Origin of the sequence: Pseudomonas laurylsulfatiphila (genome assembly GCF_002934665.1) — a bacterium.
GTDB lineage: Bacteria > Pseudomonadota > Gammaproteobacteria > Pseudomonadales > Pseudomonadaceae > Aquipseudomonas > Aquipseudomonas laurylsulfatiphila.
The window spans coordinates 629,553-646,106 of record NZ_NIRS01000002.1 but is presented as its reverse complement, the minus strand read 5'-3'; the positions used below and the strand labels follow the sequence as shown (position 1 = coordinate 646,106).

At 57.6% G+C, this 16,554-nt stretch carries 13 protein-coding genes; 6 read left to right on the top strand and 7 right to left on the bottom strand.

Annotated elements, in window-relative coordinates:
• Positions 1-122 precede the first annotated feature (122 nt).
• Positions 123-1,442, top strand: coding sequence for an outer membrane protein transport protein (locus tag CD175_RS08675; RefSeq protein WP_104448542.1), 1,320 nt, complete (start codon positions 123-125; stop codon positions 1,440-1,442).
• 35 nt (positions 1,443-1,477) lie between these two features.
• On the opposite strand, the gene CD175_RS08670 is transcribed toward CD175_RS08675, so the two are convergent.
• The 3 genes from CD175_RS08670 to CD175_RS08660 all read right to left on the bottom strand — a co-directional run bounded on the left by CD175_RS08670 (position 1,478) and on the right by CD175_RS08660 (position 8,176).
• The gene (locus tag CD175_RS08670) at positions 1,478-5,899 is read right to left on the bottom strand and encodes a response regulator (RefSeq protein ID WP_104448541.1); all 4,422 of its coding nucleotides are present in this window, start codon (positions 5,897-5,899) and stop codon (positions 1,478-1,480) included.
• Between the two features lie 39 nt (positions 5,900-5,938).
• Positions 5,939-7,093, bottom strand: a complete 1,155-nt coding sequence (locus CD175_RS08665; RefSeq protein ID WP_104448540.1) for a response regulator — start codon at positions 7,091-7,093, stop codon at positions 5,939-5,941.
• A gap of 276 nt (positions 7,094-7,369) precedes the next feature.
• Entirely contained in the window at positions 7,370-8,176 is an 807-nt protein-coding gene (locus tag CD175_RS08660) for a lytic transglycosylase domain-containing protein (RefSeq protein WP_104448539.1), read from the bottom strand.
• 312 nt (positions 8,177-8,488) lie between these two features.
• Between CD175_RS08660 and CD175_RS08655 the strand changes: the two genes are divergently transcribed.
• The 3 genes from CD175_RS08655 (at position 8,489) to CD175_RS08645 (ending at position 11,249) form a co-directional block, all read left to right on the top strand.
• On the top strand, positions 8,489-10,054 hold the full coding sequence (locus CD175_RS08655) for an arylsulfatase (protein ID WP_104448538.1): 1,566 nt from the start codon (positions 8,489-8,491) through the stop codon (positions 10,052-10,054).
• Between the two features lie 58 nt (positions 10,055-10,112).
• Positions 10,113-10,553: a thioesterase family protein gene (locus tag CD175_RS08650; protein WP_104448537.1), complete on the top strand. Its 441-nt coding sequence runs from the start codon at positions 10,113-10,115 to the stop codon at positions 10,551-10,553.
• A gap of 342 nt (positions 10,554-10,895) precedes the next feature.
• Positions 10,896-11,249 carry a YfeK family protein gene (locus CD175_RS08645; protein WP_420849100.1) on the top strand — a complete coding sequence of 118 codons (354 nt, stop codon included), beginning with the start codon at positions 10,896-10,898 and terminating at the stop codon, positions 11,247-11,249.
• A 72-nt stretch (positions 11,250-11,321) separates the two neighbouring features.
• Here CD175_RS08645 and CD175_RS08640 read toward each other — a convergent pair whose 3' ends face one another.
• The 3 genes from CD175_RS08640 to CD175_RS08630 form a co-directional block, all read right to left on the bottom strand.
• Entirely contained in the window at positions 11,322-12,302 is a 981-nt protein-coding gene (locus tag CD175_RS08640; protein ID WP_104448535.1) for a hypothetical protein, read from the bottom strand.
• 257 nt (positions 12,303-12,559) lie between these two features.
• Positions 12,560-13,684: a sensor histidine kinase gene (locus CD175_RS08635; protein ID WP_104448534.1), complete on the bottom strand. Its 1,125-nt coding sequence runs from the start codon at positions 13,682-13,684 to the stop codon at positions 12,560-12,562.
• A 354-nt stretch (positions 13,685-14,038) separates the two neighbouring features.
• Entirely contained in the window at positions 14,039-14,605 is a 567-nt protein-coding gene (locus CD175_RS08630) for a TetR/AcrR family transcriptional regulator (protein ID WP_104448533.1), read from the bottom strand.
• A 113-nt stretch (positions 14,606-14,718) separates the two neighbouring features.
• Here CD175_RS08630 and CD175_RS08625 point away from each other — a divergent pair, with 113 nt between their 5' ends.
• Positions 14,719-15,366, top strand: a complete 648-nt coding sequence (locus tag CD175_RS08625) for a glutathione S-transferase family protein (RefSeq protein ID WP_205886324.1) — start codon at positions 14,719-14,721, stop codon at positions 15,364-15,366.
• A gap of 132 nt (positions 15,367-15,498) precedes the next feature.
• Here the strand turns inward: CD175_RS08625 and CD175_RS08620 are convergent, their stop codons facing one another.
• The gene (locus tag CD175_RS08620; RefSeq protein ID WP_104448531.1) at positions 15,499-16,221 is read right to left on the bottom strand and encodes a Crp/Fnr family transcriptional regulator; all 723 of its coding nucleotides are present in this window, start codon (positions 16,219-16,221) and stop codon (positions 15,499-15,501) included.
• A 148-nt stretch (positions 16,222-16,369) separates the two neighbouring features.
• Between CD175_RS08620 and CD175_RS08615 the strand changes: the two genes are divergently transcribed.
• A complete protein-coding gene (locus CD175_RS08615) occupies positions 16,370-16,549 on the top strand; it encodes a hypothetical protein (protein ID WP_104448844.1) in 180 nt (59 codons plus the stop codon).
• The last annotated feature ends 5 nt before the right edge of the window (positions 16,550-16,554 follow it).

Here is a 16,554-nt window from a genome sequence, read left to right as displayed (position 1 = left end):
CCCTGGTAGTCGTCAGACAGGGCCTTTCACAACTTTGAACAACGCCTGCCGGCACTGCCAAGTGCACCGGAAGGCGAAGCTTTGCCTGCGCACCAATCAATAAAAACAATACGAGGTGGGAAATGAAACTGAGCAACCGTGCAACTCCGTGTCTCTCAGCTGTGCAAGAAGTGTCTTCCTGGATCAGATTCACAGGTGCCGCGGTAATACTCGGCACTTGCACAAGTGCGGGGGCCAATGGCATTGCCTTGAACGAGCAAAGTGCAAGCAGTGCGGGTACTGCGTATGCGGGAAGGTCATCTTCCGCGCTGGATGCCAGCACGATCTTTGGAAACCCTGCAGGTTTGACCAAATTGAAACGAACCGAGATTTCCGGCGGAGCCGCGGTCGTCTCGGTGAGCGATGACATCAGTGATGCGCAGAGCAGAGCCCCGGGAACGAATAAGGGGGACTCGGTACCGTTGGGGGTCGTGCCCTTCGTCTATATGTCGACGCCGCTGGACGATCGATTTTCGATGGGTCTTGGCCTGTATGCTCCGAGTGGCCTGATCAATGATTACGAGCGCAGTTTTCAGGGTCGTTACCATGGCTCCTATAGCACGACCAAGGAAGTAACCCTTCAGCCCACCATTGCCTGGCGGATCAATGATTACGTATCCATTGGTGGTGGACCGACCATCAACCGTTTCAATGCAAAACTTCAGAACTACCTGGCCACCGGCGCCCTGAACAACGGCGAGGACACACTGGTGACCATCAAAGGCGATGACACGGCACTTGGCTACAACGTCGGCATCCTGGTTGACTTTACCGAGGCTACCCGTTGGGGGATTAACTATCACTCGAAGGTGGACTATGAACTCGAAGGGCATACTGAGGTTTCCGGCTCCCCGAGCGTTGTCCCGCTGGACGGAAATTATGACAACAAGATAGACCTCACGATGCCCGAATCCGTGGACACGTCCATCACCCATCATTTCAATAGCCGCTGGACGGGCTACCTGGGGACCACCTGGAAACGTTGGAGCCGGATCAAGAAGGTCGAGGCAGTTAACAGCGGTCTTACCCCATTGGGGCAGGCGGCGGGTCTGGGAAGTGTGACCGAAGAAATGAACTGGCGGGACACTTGGTCTACTGCCGTGGGCGCCTCCTATCAATTGAACCAACAATGGCTGCTGCGCGCCGGCTACGCCTATGATCCGTCGCCCATTAGAAATGCCGATCGCAGCGTGCGCATTCCGGTTGGCAATCGCCAAGCCGTGACCCTGGGTGGTGCTTATTCGCCGACTCCAGATCTGACGATAGACTTTGCTTATGGCTATCTCTGGGATTCCAAAGTCTCGGTGAAGCAGTCGAACAACTCCGGTCTCCAACCGGAATACAGTGCCACCTACCGCAATAGTGCGAACGGCGTTTCAGTGCAGGCAACCTATCGGTACTAAGCGACACCTGGTTCCTTGCTGTCGGTGCACTCTGGTCATTCGGGGGGCAGGGCGGAGCGTTTGATTTCGCCTTGCAGCAACGCCAGGGCCCGATCAAAGTCGAAGCGCTCAAGCTGCTGGGCCACCCGGCTCAGACGCCTGGCCAATGCATCATCGAGTGACAACTGCCGTAACTCATCAAGCGCTTCAAAGGCTGCGGTGTCACTCTCGGCCAATAATTGCCCGAGCCGAGTGAGCTGGTCACCGAGTTCCGCCTCGGCCTGCGGCGGCTTCGCCCCTGAAGCCGTTTTTTCCTCGGGCAAAAGCGCCAGCGCGCTCAATACCGGTATCAAACACCGACTGACCTCGGTCAAGTGAGCTTGCACGCCATCGCTCGGCTCACCAGCCCGGCACGCTTGCTCCAGCTGTGCCGCAGCCTGTGCCAGTGCCCTGGCGCCGATGTTCCCCGCGTTACCATGCAGCGTGTGAGCCATTCGAACAGCGGCCGTCGGATCGGCGTCGGCGTCGGCGATTGCCGTTTTGAACTGTTCGACGAAGCTCTTCTGGGTCGCGTGGAATGTGCGCAACAGTCGCAAGTAAAGGGCCGTCTTGCCCGAACAGGCAGCCAGCCCGGCGACCTGATCGATGCCTGCAAGCTCGGCGGGCAACTGTCCGGATGTGTCGGCAACGGTCGCCTCCCGCGCCCGGCCGCCACGCCCGGGCCGTGGCGTGATCCACCTGGCCAGCGTGGCGAACATGCCGTCTACGTCCAGTGGCTTGGACAGGTGGTCATTCATGCCGCAGGCCAGGGCGCGTTCGCGGTCCCCGGCCATGGCGTCGGCGGTCATGGCGATGATCGGCAACGCCGCGAAGTTCGATTGCTGGCGAATCCTGCGGGTCGCGGTATAGCCGTCCATCACCGGCATCTGGCAGTCCATCAGCACACCGTCGAAATCGCTGTCCCGTGCCAACCAGTCGAGTGCCTGTTGGCCATCATCTGCCAGCTCGAACTCGATGCCTGCCTCTTGCAACAGGTCGCACGCCAGCTCCCTGTTCAGTTCGTTGTCCTCCACCAGCAGCAGGCGCGCACCCTTCAGGCGGGCCATGTTGTCAGCGCTCTGCTCGTTGCGCTCATGGGCGCGGGTACCGGTTTGGGGCACTTTGCCGAACACTGTGCCTATGGCTTCCAGCAAGGTGGACGGGGTGACCGGCTTGGTCAGCACCACCGGCAGATGTACGTCCTGGTGCCTGGCCTGTTCAAGTAACTCCTCGCGATCAAGGGCGGTGACCATGATGACTGACGGTGTGCGTGTCAGGTTGGCGGAGCGCATCTGGCGGACCGTCTCCACCCCATCCATGCCGGGCATCCGCCAGTCCATCAGGACCAGGTCGAAAGGCAGCGAATCTTTCTCGGCCTGCGCCAGCATGCGCAGGGCCATGCGACCACTTTCGGCGACGTCCACTTCGACACCGAAGCTGTGCGCCATGCCCGAAAGAATTTCCCGGGCACTGGCGTTGTCATCGACCACCAGCACGCGGATGCCCAGCAGCTCATCGGCGGTGAACATGCGTCGCGCAGTCGCCGCTGCCTGCAGGCCCAGACTCACGCAAAAATGAAACGTCGAACCGCTGCCCAGTGTACTTTCGACCCAGATGCGGCCTCCCATCATCTCCACCAGACGCTTGGAAATCGCCAGGCCCAGGCCGGTCCCTCCGTACTTGCGAGTGGTGGAACTATCGGCCTGGATGAAAGACTGAAAAATTCTCTGGCATTGCTCTTCGCTCATGCCGATGCCCGTGTCGCGCACCCAGAAATGCAGCTCGACCTTGCCCTCGTCACTCCCGACGCGCTCGATGCCAAGCACAATTTCACCCTGTTCGGTGAACTTCGTCGCGTTGTTGCCCAGGTTGGCCAGGACCTGGCCCAGCCGCAGCGGGTCGCCAATCAGTGCGGTCGGCAGATCGGCTACCGTGCTGTAGAGCAGCTCCAGGCCTTTATCCTCGGCCCTCAGGCCCACCACGTTGGTGAAGTTCTCCAGCACGTCTTCCAGGCGGAAGGGAATAAGCTCCAGGTCCATCCTGCCGGCTTCGATCTTGGAGAAATCGAGGATGTCGTTGATGATCCCCAACAGGCTCTCCGCCGAGCGATGCACCTTCACAATGTAGTTGCGTTGCCGGTTATCGAGGTCGGTGCGCAGCGCCAGGTGGCTCATGCCGATAATGGCGTTCATCGGCGTGCGGATTTCATGGCTCATGTTGGCGAGGAATTCGCTCTTGGCCCGTGTCGCCTCTTCGGCGATCTCCCGAGCGTGCTGCACCAGCGCCTCGGCGGCCTTGCGGTCGGTGATGTCGTAATACCAACTGGCGCTGATGTTGCGCTCACCGAGTGTCAGGGGGACGGCCGAGAGCAAGACCTCGAAACGCTTTCCTCCATCGCGCTGCAGGCTGGCCTCGAAGTTTAAAACCGCGCCCTTGGCGGCTGCGGCCAGGAAGCGGTCGTGTGCCTGTGCATCGCACCAGAAGCGACTTTCGTCCATCTCGCCCAGTTGCTCGCGGCTGACGCCGAACAGGCCCTCCAGCTCCGGGTTGCAGTAACTCAGGCGGCCATCATCGCCACGAATCAGCATGGCCACCGGACTGCTGTCCAATACCGCACGCAACTGCGTTTCGCTGGATTTGAGCGCCGCTTGCATCTGCCGTCGCTCGCTGACATCGCGAACCGAAGCGCAGATACAGGTGCCACGTCCCTCCAGAAGCGGCAAGTGCGACAGGCCGATTTCCACGGAAAACAGGCTGCCGTCCTTGCGAAGGCCTTTGAGGTCGTCCATGTTCGCGCCCATCTGCCGGGTGCTGCCATGGGCGATGAAACCATTGCGCAACGTCACATGCCGGCCGCGCGCCGCGTCAGGCACCAGCCGCTCGATGGTCTCGCCCACCAACTCACCCGTGGCATAACCGAACAGCGTGTCCAGTTGCGGGTTGGTCATCAGGATCGAGCCCTCGGCATTGATGACGATCATGCCGTCTGGTGCCGCCTCGAGGATCGCGCGATACCAGGCCTTGGTGGCACGCAACGCAGTCTGTTGTGCTTCCAGCTCCTTCGATTGCAACTCCAGTCGCAAGGCCTGCTGACCCATCTCGTCGGCCTGGCGCCGGGTCTCGATCAGCAAGGATTGCACCGCCAGATGACGCTCCATCACCGCCATGGCACCGGCCAGGCGGGGCATGGCCTCCTGCAACAGCGACTGTTCACGGACCCCCAGCGCTTGATAACCCGCCAGCTCGAGCATGCCGAGCAGACGCTCACCACGCAAAACCGGCTGCACCAGCAGATAGCTGGCCGGCACTTCACCCAACTGCGAATGCAACCGTCCGAGCGGCTGCGTCAGCCCCTGCAATTCACGGGGCGCACGATCCAGCGCGCATTGCCCTAGAAGGCCGGCTCCCAGAGCCACCGTCGGCGCCGGCGGGTAATCGGGATCGGTCGCGTAGCTGCCAATCAATTGCAGGCTTTCATCCTGCTCTTGCAGGCTATAGAGCACGCCCCGGCAGATGCCGAGCATGCTCGCCATATGCCGTAAAAAAACCTGGGCCAGCTCGCGTGGCGTTTCCGCATGTGGCAAGTCGGCCTGGAGTTGCTCGGTTTGCGCCTTGACCCAGCGCTGGCGCTCCAGTTGTTGCGACTCGGTCTGCAGCATCGCGATTGCACGCGCCAGATCACCGGTTTCATTTTGCAGATCGGTATAGGGAATCGTCCCGTCCAGTCGGCCAGCAGTCAGCTCGTCAACGGCGGCGCGCACCCGGTCAAGGGGCAGGCGAATCGAACGGCTGATCAACCAGCCCATCAACAACGCCAGTGTCAGGCCGCCCAGCAGCAATTGATAAGTGAGCCGGGTGCTGCGCCCGGCAAAGTCTGCGATCTGTTTGGCCGTGTCATGAATGGAGGTGTGTTTGATTCGCGCCATCTGTTTGAGCAAGTCGTCTCCCCGCTCATCCAGCCCCTGGAACTCGACGCTATTGATCAGCCGCAAGGCTTGGGCTTGATCTCCTGCAGCGGCCAGTTCCAGTGCTGCCTCACCGTCGTGCAGCAAACGCTTCAGCAAAACCTCGAACATGGCGAATCGCTCCAGGTTTTCCTGGCGCCAGAGGGTCGGTTGTACCTGCAGCAGCGCCACTTGAAGATGTTGTCGAGCCTCACCAAATTGCTCGACGCCCTTGATACGATCATCTTCGCTGTTGCTGCCGACGGCATGCTGCAACCCCTGCATGAGATGCGGCATTAGCACCCGCGCTTCCTGCAAGGGTTCGATGCCCGCCAACTCTTGCTGGTACAGCCTCTGCATATCCGTTTGCAGCAAATCCTGGGTACGCAGGCTCTGCACGCCAAGCACCAGAACCAGCATCCCCAGCGTCGCGAAACCGAGGATCAACTTGATGCGCAGGGGCAGTTTTTCCAGCAGGGCGAGCACTCTGGTCATTGTAGGTCCCCGTAGATGTAAACCCGGCGTGTTGACCGTTCAGGGTTTCTGGGAAGTGCGTTGCAGGTCGGCCAGCCGGGCCATGTCCTGGTCGCTGTCCGCAAAACGCTCGGCGATGACATGGAATTGCTCGGCGTTGGCAAGGAAAACATCACAGACGTCCGGGTCGAAGTGGATCGCGCGTCCTTGCCGAATGATCTCCACGGCCTGTTCGTGCGGCATTCCAGCCTTGTACACACGACGACTGATCAGCGCGTCATAGACATCTGCCACCGCCATCAATCGGGCACTCATCGGGATTTCTTCGCCAGCCAGTCCCTGCGGGTAGCCACTGCCATCCCACTTTTCCTGGTGGCTGTAGGCGATTTCCTTGGCCATGCGCAGAAAGTCCACCGAAAGGCCCAACTGATCCTCGGCACGCTGGATGGCATCGCGCCCCAGGGTGGTGTGGGTTTTCATGATTTCAAATTCTTCCGGGGTGAAACGCCCCGGTTTAAGCAGGATGTGATCAGCAATGCCGATCTTGCCGATATCATGCAGCGGTGCCGACCTGAACAGCTGGCGGATGCTGTCATCGTTCAGGAATTGACTGAAACGCGGATGATCGCGCAACAGTTCAGCCAGCAGCTTGACGTAGTGTTGGGTGCGGCGGATGTGGTTGCCCGTCTCGTTGTCGCGGGTTTCGGCCAGCGAAGCCATGGCCTGGATAGTGACGTCCTGAATGGCCATCACCTCACGGGTGCGGCGCTGGACCTCCTGTTCGAGGAAGTCGTTCTGATCGCGAAGGAAGTCAGCCGCGGCCTTGATCTTCAGTTGGGTCTGCACCCGGGCCAGGACCAATGGCGGACTGATCGGCTTGGTGATGTAGTCGACCGCGCCCAGCTCCAGGCCCTGGATTTCGTTTTCCATTGACGCCAGGGCAGTGAGAAAAATGATTGGAATCTGGCGGGTACGCGGATCTTTCTGCAGTTGCCGGGCCACGTCATGACCCGACAACCCCGGCATCATGATGTCGAGCAGGATCAGGTCCGGCAGCGGATTACTTTGTAGCACGCGCAACGCCGCTTCGCCGCTGTTGGCGGCCTTGACCCGATACCTGTCCTTGAGCAGGTCGGTCATCAGCATCAAGTTGTCTGGCGTGTCATCGACCACCAGAACGGTAGCCGCAGGATAAACATCCTGTTCAATGCCCATGTCTTTTGGCTCCGCTGCCCTATGTAGGATTGCGCAAAGTCCCTCCATTGCAGACAAGCGTAGCTCTATTCGTCGTAATTGCTGATGGAGAACCAAGGCAGCTCAATAGCCGCCCTCGGAAAACACGGAATTGCGAAACGCCCGCTGAACGATTCAGCCAATCTGTTGCAACGACCGGTTGAATCCACAGCCGATAGCGACCGGTGAGCGTGGAAGATCGCTTGGGTCATTCCCCGTCCGGCGTATTACCTGTTTCGGGTTATGCGCCCTACGGTACTAGCGATGGTTGCGATAGCGTTCGGTCAAGGACTGCACTCGGGTGACGTAGGATTGCGTCTCGGCGTAGGGAGGCACTCCGTTGTACTCGACCACGGACGCTTCGCCGGCGTTGTAACCTGCCAACGCCAGCACCTGGTTGCCGTTGAAGCGCTTGAGCAGCCAGGCCAGGTAGCGCACGCCGCCACGAATGTTCTGTCGTGCGTCGAACGGATTGTCCACGGCGAAGCGCTCGGCGGTGGCGGGCATCAACTGCATCAGCCCCTGGGCGCCGGCTTCGGAAATGGCGTAGGGGCGAAACGCCGATTCGGCATGTATCACTGCGCGGACCAGCGCCCGGTCGACACCATAAAGACCCGAAGCGGCTTCGATCTCCCGCCGATAGGATTGGGTGTCCAGGCGCAGTGAGGCGACCTTGAAATCCTTCGGCGCCATGCATAGATAGCAGCCCTTGATGTAATAGAGCTCAAGGACATCGACCCGTGCGGAAATCCCGACGGGGCGCCGGCTCACATATTGACGAACACCCCTGTGGATGAAGGTGAACACCCGAACCCGCACCGCGCCGGAGCTGTCGTCCTGCACAAGCCGTGGCAGGGCCGTTGTCTTGGCGCCGACACCGGCGCCCGCCATGCCATTGACGCGAGTGCAGCGGGCGCTGGCGATGGCTTGGCTGGTGTAGCTGATGGCTCCGTCCCTGGCTTGGCACTTGTACATGGCGCTGGCGCACAGTGGAGCGACCAGCAAGGCCAGCCCGATGCCGCCAAGAAGGCTCTTGCGAGCCCATCGCCATGCTCTGGAACTCATCACATCGCTCCGCGCCGCAGGCGCCTTTTGTTCTGATAGTTATACCCCTTGTAACCGGTCTTGGGACTTGCGTTGACGTACGGCTGCATCCGACCCATAGCGGCCTGCCACCACAAAGTAGATTGCGATCAGCCCCCGCGATAGGCCGTCATCAACCAGGGTCATATCACCGGGCATGAATACAATTTGTCCGATGGTGCTACCGATCATCGTCCGGTTGTGAACAACAGTGGCATTCAATCAGTGCGATCAAGCCCAGGCCGGGCTGTTTCGCTGCTCTGTTGCCACAGTTCGTTGATCGGAGAACAAGAAATGCTGAGTGCTCGACAATGCTTGCTACGCATTGCGTTGGTGGCTGTCCCGCTGTTTGGAGGCATCGCGCTGGCCGAGGCTGCACCTCAACCGAATATCCTGGTGATCTTTGGCGACGATATCGGCGTCAGCAATATCAGCGCCTACAACCAGGGGTTGATGGGCTACGAGACGCCCAGCATCGACCGTATCGCCAGGGAAGGCACCTTGTTCACCCATGCCTACGGTGAGCAAACCTGCACTGCCGGGCGCGCTGCGTTCGTCCTCGGCGAACACCCGTTTCGCACCGGGCTGCTGACGGTCGGGATGCCGGGTTCGCCCCATGGCATTCCGGATTGGGCGCCGACCCTCGGCGATGCGATGAAACAACAGGGTTATGCCACCGCACAATTCGGCAAGAACCACCTCGGTGATCGTGACGAACACCTGCCGACCAAACACGGTTTTGACGAGTTTTTCGGCAACCTGTATCACATGAATGCTGAGGAAGAACCGGAAACCTACTACTACCCGAAGGACCCTGAGTTCCGGAAGAAATACGGCCCGCGTGGGGTGATCCACTCCTACGCAGACGGCAAGATCGAAGACACCGGGCCACTGACCAGAAAGCGCATGGAGACCATCGACGATGAGTTTGTGCAGTCCGCCGAAAATTTCATGGATAAATCCCATGCGGCAAAAAAACCGTTTTTCGTCTGGTTCAACAGCACGCGAATGCACGTCTGGACTCACCTGAAGGAAGGCTCGGATGGCAGGACAGGGATCGGCCTTTATCCTGACGGCATGGTCGAACACGACGAACAGGTCGGCCAGTTGCTGAAGAAACTCGACGATCTCGGTATCGCCGATAACACCATCGTGATCTACACCACCGACAACGGATCCCAGAAGGCAACCTGGCCCGAATCAGGCAGCTCGCCGTTTCACGGCGAGAAAGGGTCATCGTTCGAGGGCGGGCATCGGGTACCGCTGCTGGTGAAGTGGCCGGGTGTCCTCAAGCCGGGCAGTCACAGCAACACGCTGATTGCGCATAACGACTGGATGCCAACCCTGGCAACTGCGGCGGGCCTGCCCAATCTTCCTGAGAACCTGGCCAAGGGCATGACCCTCAATGGCAAACAATTCCGGGTGCATCTCGATGGTTACGATTTCCTGCCGTTCTTCAAAGGCGATGCGAAGGAGAGCCCCCGTGAGGAGTACTTCTATTTCGGCATGGGCGGTGAGTTGAATGCACTGCGCTGGCGTGACTGGAAGGTGAGTTTCGCCAACGTCGAAGGCGGTGTCGCGTCAGGTTCGCGCAAGGTCAGCAATATGCCGATCATCACCAACCTGAAAGCTGATCCCTACGAAACGGCGCCCTACGAGTCACGCATGTACGCACGCTGGATGGGGGATCAGGCCTGGCTGTTCGTGCCGGTACAGGACAAGGTCCAGAAGTTTCTCGCCACGCTGTCACAGTATCCGTTCCAGGAAGGCGTCAATCTCAACCCTGCGAACATCAACTACCAGACGCTCAAGGCAGCGAAGGTCATGCAACAGGTGCAGCAGCTTAAACCGGCCCAGTAAATCCCATTTGCGGGCGGTTGATTCCGCCCGCTGTTTCGCCAAGCGACGAGAGCAAGACATGGCCCGACTGCAACTTGCATTTCCCGATGATCAGTATGTGTTCACCACGCAAATGACCGTAAGGGTCACCGACATCAACACGGCAAAACACCTGGCAAACGACTCGATGATCTCGATGATTTCCGAGGCTCGGGCAAGGATGCTGTTCGAATACGACGTAAACGCCGACGACATCATCGTCACCGATCTGGCCACGGTCTACAGCGCTGAAGCCCACGCACGCGATGTTTTGCTGTTTGAGGTCGGCCTGATGGACTTCAACAAATACGGCGGCGATATCATTTTCCGCATCACGCGCCCCAAGGACGCAACGCTGATCGCCTTGGCCAAGTCGGGTTTCGTTTTCTTCGATTACAGGGGAGGGGGCGTGACGCGGCTAACGATGCGACCTCCCACCTTTCAACGCTTCCAACGTGCAACGCGTGCGCGAGGTCACTAACCCACCCAGGATAACGATAGCAAGGTGGCCTTCGATTTCATTAGACGTTTACAGGCAGTACAACTCAAGGACTATCATCGGGCTGCATGGTATGGACGATTCATTCTGGATCAGGTTCGGGCTCGAACTGATTTTACGGACGTTCATCGTATTTTTGGGCTTTGCGATATACAGCGCACATGACTTGCCGGCGCAGCAACAAAAACACATCGACGAAGAGTTTCGCAAAGCCCTTGGCACAGGTAGTAGCTGTTGGAGGTTGCTACATTCATTCCACTTTCAGCACGAGGATGAATCATGTGTATGTGGATAGGAGCGGCGACCAGGCCCATCAGCCAGTTCATGATGGCAACTGGTATCAGCCTTATCGCAATCGTAACCAATGTGCAGGCTCAAGCCACACCTCAAACCACTCAAGAGATAAAGGGCTTGCTGGACTTTGTCGAGCATAGTGAATGTCAGTTTGTGCGTAACGGGGACGAATTCTCTGGTCCCCGGGCTCGGGCGCATCTGGAGAAGAAGCTGAATTATCTCGAAGGCAAGAATATGGTGAACAGCGCAGAAGACTTCATCGATCTTGCTGCCACTAGAAGCAGTATGAGTGGCCGAGCCTATGAGGTGCGATGTCCAGAAGGCGCACAACCGGCACGCACCTGGCTGAAGAGGGAACTACAGAGGCAACGGCAGCTTCATTGATTTTGGACCAGAACGCTTAATGGGCATGACCGGCAGAAAACGAGCCAAAGCTGCCGTTGTCCAACGGCGGAATTATCTTTGCATATTGTGTTGAAAGTAGAGCTTTTCGTCGCCATACCGAGACGCCACGATCCTGGAATTTAGAACCAGTTGACCTAAAAGTTTAGCCTGCTCGACCGTCTCGCCTTTATCCAAGGCGTAAACGTCGTACAGCACCTCTCCGACAGGGAAGTCAGTCAACCTTATCCGAAAGTCATCCTGCATTGTCACCCCGTTGAAGCGAGCAGTTGCTGCCGGCCGCGGCTTAAAAAGAAGTTGGTAAGGCGCCCTTGGCGCAGCCACTTCAGAGCCATCGACGTTAATATCGGCCAGATGCTCAACGGTCAAGTGACCGGGGTCTGAATCTCTAGCCCCAAAACGTATGGCTGCCCGTTCAAAGAAACCGGCGAGTAAGCGCGTCGAAAAAGAGCCTGCGGGTGGAATGATGTTGCTGAAAGTCTTCTCGAAGAAATTGTATCTCTCTTGGCCATCGATGGAATTCATAACCTGTAAATTGACCGACGGGTGATTACCGTCAATGAAAAACTTCAAAGCCAAGGCTGGCACAGAGTGGGTATCCGTCGGCTTGGTCGCCAACGAAAGACGACCAATCACGCAGTCGGTGCCGCTTTGGAAGATGCCGGTATAGCTACTCTCCACTGCATGGTTCGCCACAAACCGGAAGCGCGCCTCTGCACCATATGCATGCACCAATTTTCGCCGCCCTTGCTCCAGCTCATCTCCTTGCGCAGTCAGCGACTTAACCGTAAAACTCGACATTGCCAAGGTTAAGGTATCGCCGATGCTTGGCGCAGTCAGCGCTGGGAGTTCAGAACCGTAGACCGAAGGCACAATCTTGTAATTCCAGATGAAATCCTCCTTTTGACACGCCGATTGAGACCGTGCTGAGGCATCTCCAGTGATTGATAACGGCTGAACGTTGGAGGGTTGGCAGCCCGTTGTCGTGAATACAAAAAAGGCGGATAAGAGGGCACTTGCTTTTCTCAATGGCATCGTCGGGCTCCGAGTATTCCCTGCCAATGTATGCGCACTAGCTACGATCTCTGTATAACACGGCAGATTGGGGGCTTCGGTTCTGCTTCATCGAGCAGCACCGGTACCACTGTTTGCATACCGAGCGGGTTGCGCATCAATGCTTCCGAGCTCCGCGGAGCATCCTCGGATCTTCTTGGTTCAGGCAAACCAGCCTCACAGCCGTTCACCATAAGCACGACAGATTCGGCAGTACTTGAACGACAGAACCATGGATATTAGCGAATGGGCAAATTCACACGGAAAATTGTGCCCTGCACCAGTGTCGACTCGACCTCTATCTTTCCTCCATGGCCCTCGACAATCTGAGCCGCTATGAATAATCCCAGCCCGAGGCCAGATGATGCTCCTTTTTCTCCCTGGGAGTACTTGGAGAAACGCCTGTTCGGATTAAAGAGAGAGGCGAGGGCGTTGGGTGGAATAGGCTCTCCGTAATTTTGCACGCAAAAGCAAGCGGTGGCGCCATCCCCATTCAGGGTGACGTTAATTGGAGACTGCACTTTGCCGTGTCGCACGGCGTTGCCAATGAGATTCGAGAAAACCTGTGCCATGCGTGATGGGTCGTACTGGCCGGTTACCGTTCCCGAGTCGGTGAAAATGATTTGTGCGTTTGGGTGCGCGGTGGCGAGCTCATCCACGACTGACTGGCAAACAGACGTCAGGTCAGTTTTTTCCGGTCGTACCGGGATTCCAGTGCCCAGGTTGCAGCGTGCCAGGTCCAGCAGGTCATTCACCATCTGGTTGGCGGTTTGAGCGCTTGTAGTAATTTGCGCAATTATTCTTTGTCCACGAGTGCCCAGCTCCTCCGTTTGCCTCAACAGATCGGCACCCAGCGTCACAGCACCCAATGGTGTGCGAAGGTCGTGTCCCAGCACGCCCAATACTGTTTTTCGAGTCGTCTCCACCGCTTGTCCATACGCTGCTATGGACTCGACAAGCGCCTGATCGATTGCCTCGTTGAATCGGATCATGTCCAGAATTTGATGGTCTTCCCCTGAATATCCTTGGGTCAGCCAGAGTCTGAGTACGCTCGACCTGAGGGCGCGATATTCTGAAACCATTTGGTCTAGGGTGAACCCCGCCATGAGGCGCGTAATGGCATGACTTTGAGCGGCCGATTCATCATCTATTACAGGCCCGAGCCCATGGGATTTGTCGATCTGTTCTTGAGGGGTTTGAGAGGTGCACATATCGAGTGCCACACTCCTCAAAATGAACTCGGCATGGTCTCTGAGACCTAGCGGCCCCATAGCTGGCATCGGGGTGTCCACGGACCTGGCGAACTCCTCCCACGCTTGCAGAATAGGCTCCTGGTTTTCGAGGATGAAATCTGAAAGTCGCATAGCAATCCTCGAGCGTCCCATTGATGATGAAGGCATCAGTCAGAAAAATTTGTTCGATAGAGTCAGGCTAGCGGAATGCCGAAGATCGGCAATGGATCCGGCGCGAAATACCCCTTGTCAGGTGCCCGAAGCGATTACTTTCTGTGACAACACGAACGTTGAAGGTTTAGGAATCTTAACCATGCCTCCCACAGTGCTCGTCGTAGAAGATGATGAAATATTACGTTCAATGACAGGGGACGCGATTTCACTGCCAGGTATCTGTGTGATTGGTTGTGCATCCGCAGATGATGCTCTTCCCATGCTGGAAGGCTCATCTTCAATAGTCTTGGTAATGACGTTTGTTATGGCATGTCATGGCTCAACGAGTTGCAAACATCCCTGTTGACAGGCTGTGAGAATCTCTTGCGCTAATTGGTCATCGGCCACCGCTCGAGCCAGTGCCAAGCCACCAATCATCCCTACGGCAATTTGCAGGGCATGTTGGCGTGTATTCGTCTCTATCGTCGATTTCAGTCCGGATTCTAGACGTGTGATGAAAGCTGCGAGCACTTGGGTGTAGCTCTCCTTGATGGCTCCGTCCTGCTGAGCAGCATCATTGACCATGAAGGCTAACGGACAGTGCATGCGGCTTGCATCCCGATGGTCCATGCGCAGATAGTCTTTCACTACCTGCTGCAAACCATCTTTACCAGCCTCTTCGAGTATCGCGCCCCCCGCGTTCGCGGCATTTCTGACAGCTTCGGTGTAAAGCTCCGTTTTGGATGCGAAGTGACTATAGAAGGCCCCCCGGGTCAATCCCGCACTCTCCATTATTGAGTCGATACTAACTTTTTCGAAACCCTGCAGTGCGAAGAGTCGCGCTGCGCTATCCAGAATCATCTGTCGAGTGGTTGCGCGCTGTGTAGCAGGCCAGGGCATACGTCTTCTCCTCAGTAAAGCGTGAGATGGAGTATGACAAAACGGGACTTTATGTTCTTGATCATAAAGTCATACCGACCAGAATTGCCGACTCTTCCCTCAAGGAGCTACACATGAGATTGCACATACTGGGACCTGGATTCAGCACCTTCCTACGTAGTGTCAGACTTTACTGCGAAGAGAAAGCGCTGGATTACACACACGGGATGCACGTGGATGGTAATACGATCAGGTTCCACAGCCCTGAACACATGGCACTGCATCCTTTTGGCAAGGTCCCGGTATTGCTGCATGGAGAGCGGAGCGTCATTGAAACAACCACCATTTGCCGCTACCTGGATGAAGCCTTTGCGCATACTTCTCCAAGGCCCGCTGACTTGGCCCAGAAGGTGAAGGTCGATCAGTGGTCCGCTACCTTGGCGATGTATGCCGATGATCGACTGATACGTCGTTATCTTTTATTGCTGGTTACTCCTGCGCAGCCGGCACGTCCTATCGATAGAGACGCCGTGGCTATCGCTGAGCCAATGGTTATCCAGACACTTGGGCTGTTGGCGAAGCAATTGGACGGTCAGCAATTTTTCTGCGGGGCGGACTACAGCATGGCGGACGCCATCCTGACGCCTATGCTCGATTATTTGGAACGCGTGCCCGAAAGTGCGCAATGGCTGAAAAAAACATCAAATCTTCGTGATTATCTTTTTCGCATGCGATTGCGTCCGTCAGGGCTCAATGTGTTGACTGAGCCGAACTTCAGTTAATGCAGAAATTGATGGGCTTATAGGTCGCCCAAGGGCCGCCCCTGGCCGATTTCTGCCCGTTACACCTGGCAGAAATCAAACAAAAAGCGGTCGTTGTGGCCTGACCGGGGCGTCCCGACAGGCCTTCACGAGTCACGTCGGCCAGGGAAAGTAGGGCAGCAATCGTTCTGTTTCCCTTCTGACCACGGCGTAGCATTCGCAACTCAGCGCCTCGAGCCGGGCCCTGTCCAGGATCTTGATGTGTCCCCGACTGTATTCGATGACACCCAGGCGCTGGAGCTTGCCGGCGGCGTCGGTCACGCCTTCGCGGCGTACACCCAGCATGTTGGCGATCAACTCCTGGGTCATGGTCAGTTCATTGCCTTGCAGGCGATCGAGTGACAACAGCAACCAGCGGCACAGCTGCTGGTCGATGGAGTGGTGGCGGTTGCACACCGCCGTCTGGGCCATTTGCGTGATCAGGGCCTGGGTGTAGCGCAGCATCAGCAGCAGCATTTCTTCATGGCGGTTGAACTCGTCCTTGAGTTGTTGGCCGGGTAACCGGTAAGCATGCCCGGCACTTTGCACAACGGCGCGGCTGGGTGTGCTTTCGCCGCCCATGAAGACTGCAACGCCGATCAGGCCTTCATTGCCGACCACCGAAATCTCGGCCGAGGCGCCGTTCTCCATCACATACAACAGCGACACGATGGAGTCGGTGGGGAAGTAGACATGCCGCAGGGCGCCGCCGGACTCATAGAGCACTTTGCCCAGTGGCAGCTCGACCAGTTCGAGGTGGGGGAGCAGGCGATCCAGCGCCGGCGCCGGAAGCGCTGCCAGCAGGTAGTTCTGTTGTGGCTTGGGTACAGCAAACATATCAGCCACCCTTCGAGGGAGAATTCCCTGAGGGGGACAGGTTACTCCAAAGCGCGCTATGCGGGGCAGCGCACCGAAGCAGTTGCTGCCATCTGCCATGCTCAAGGGAGCGACGCTGCATCTGCAGCGCCGAACGTTGGAGGTTGTCATGAGCAAGCACATTGACCCGAATCTTCGCCAGGGGCCAGGCAAGCCCACTGCGAAACAGCCACAGAGCACGCCGATCCCCCGGCATGACAAGCCCGGGCAGGCTGCCAACCCGCCCGTACACATCAAACTGGGCGAGGCCGTGCAGCCGCACCACCAGGGCCCGAGTCATCCACTCTGAATCCA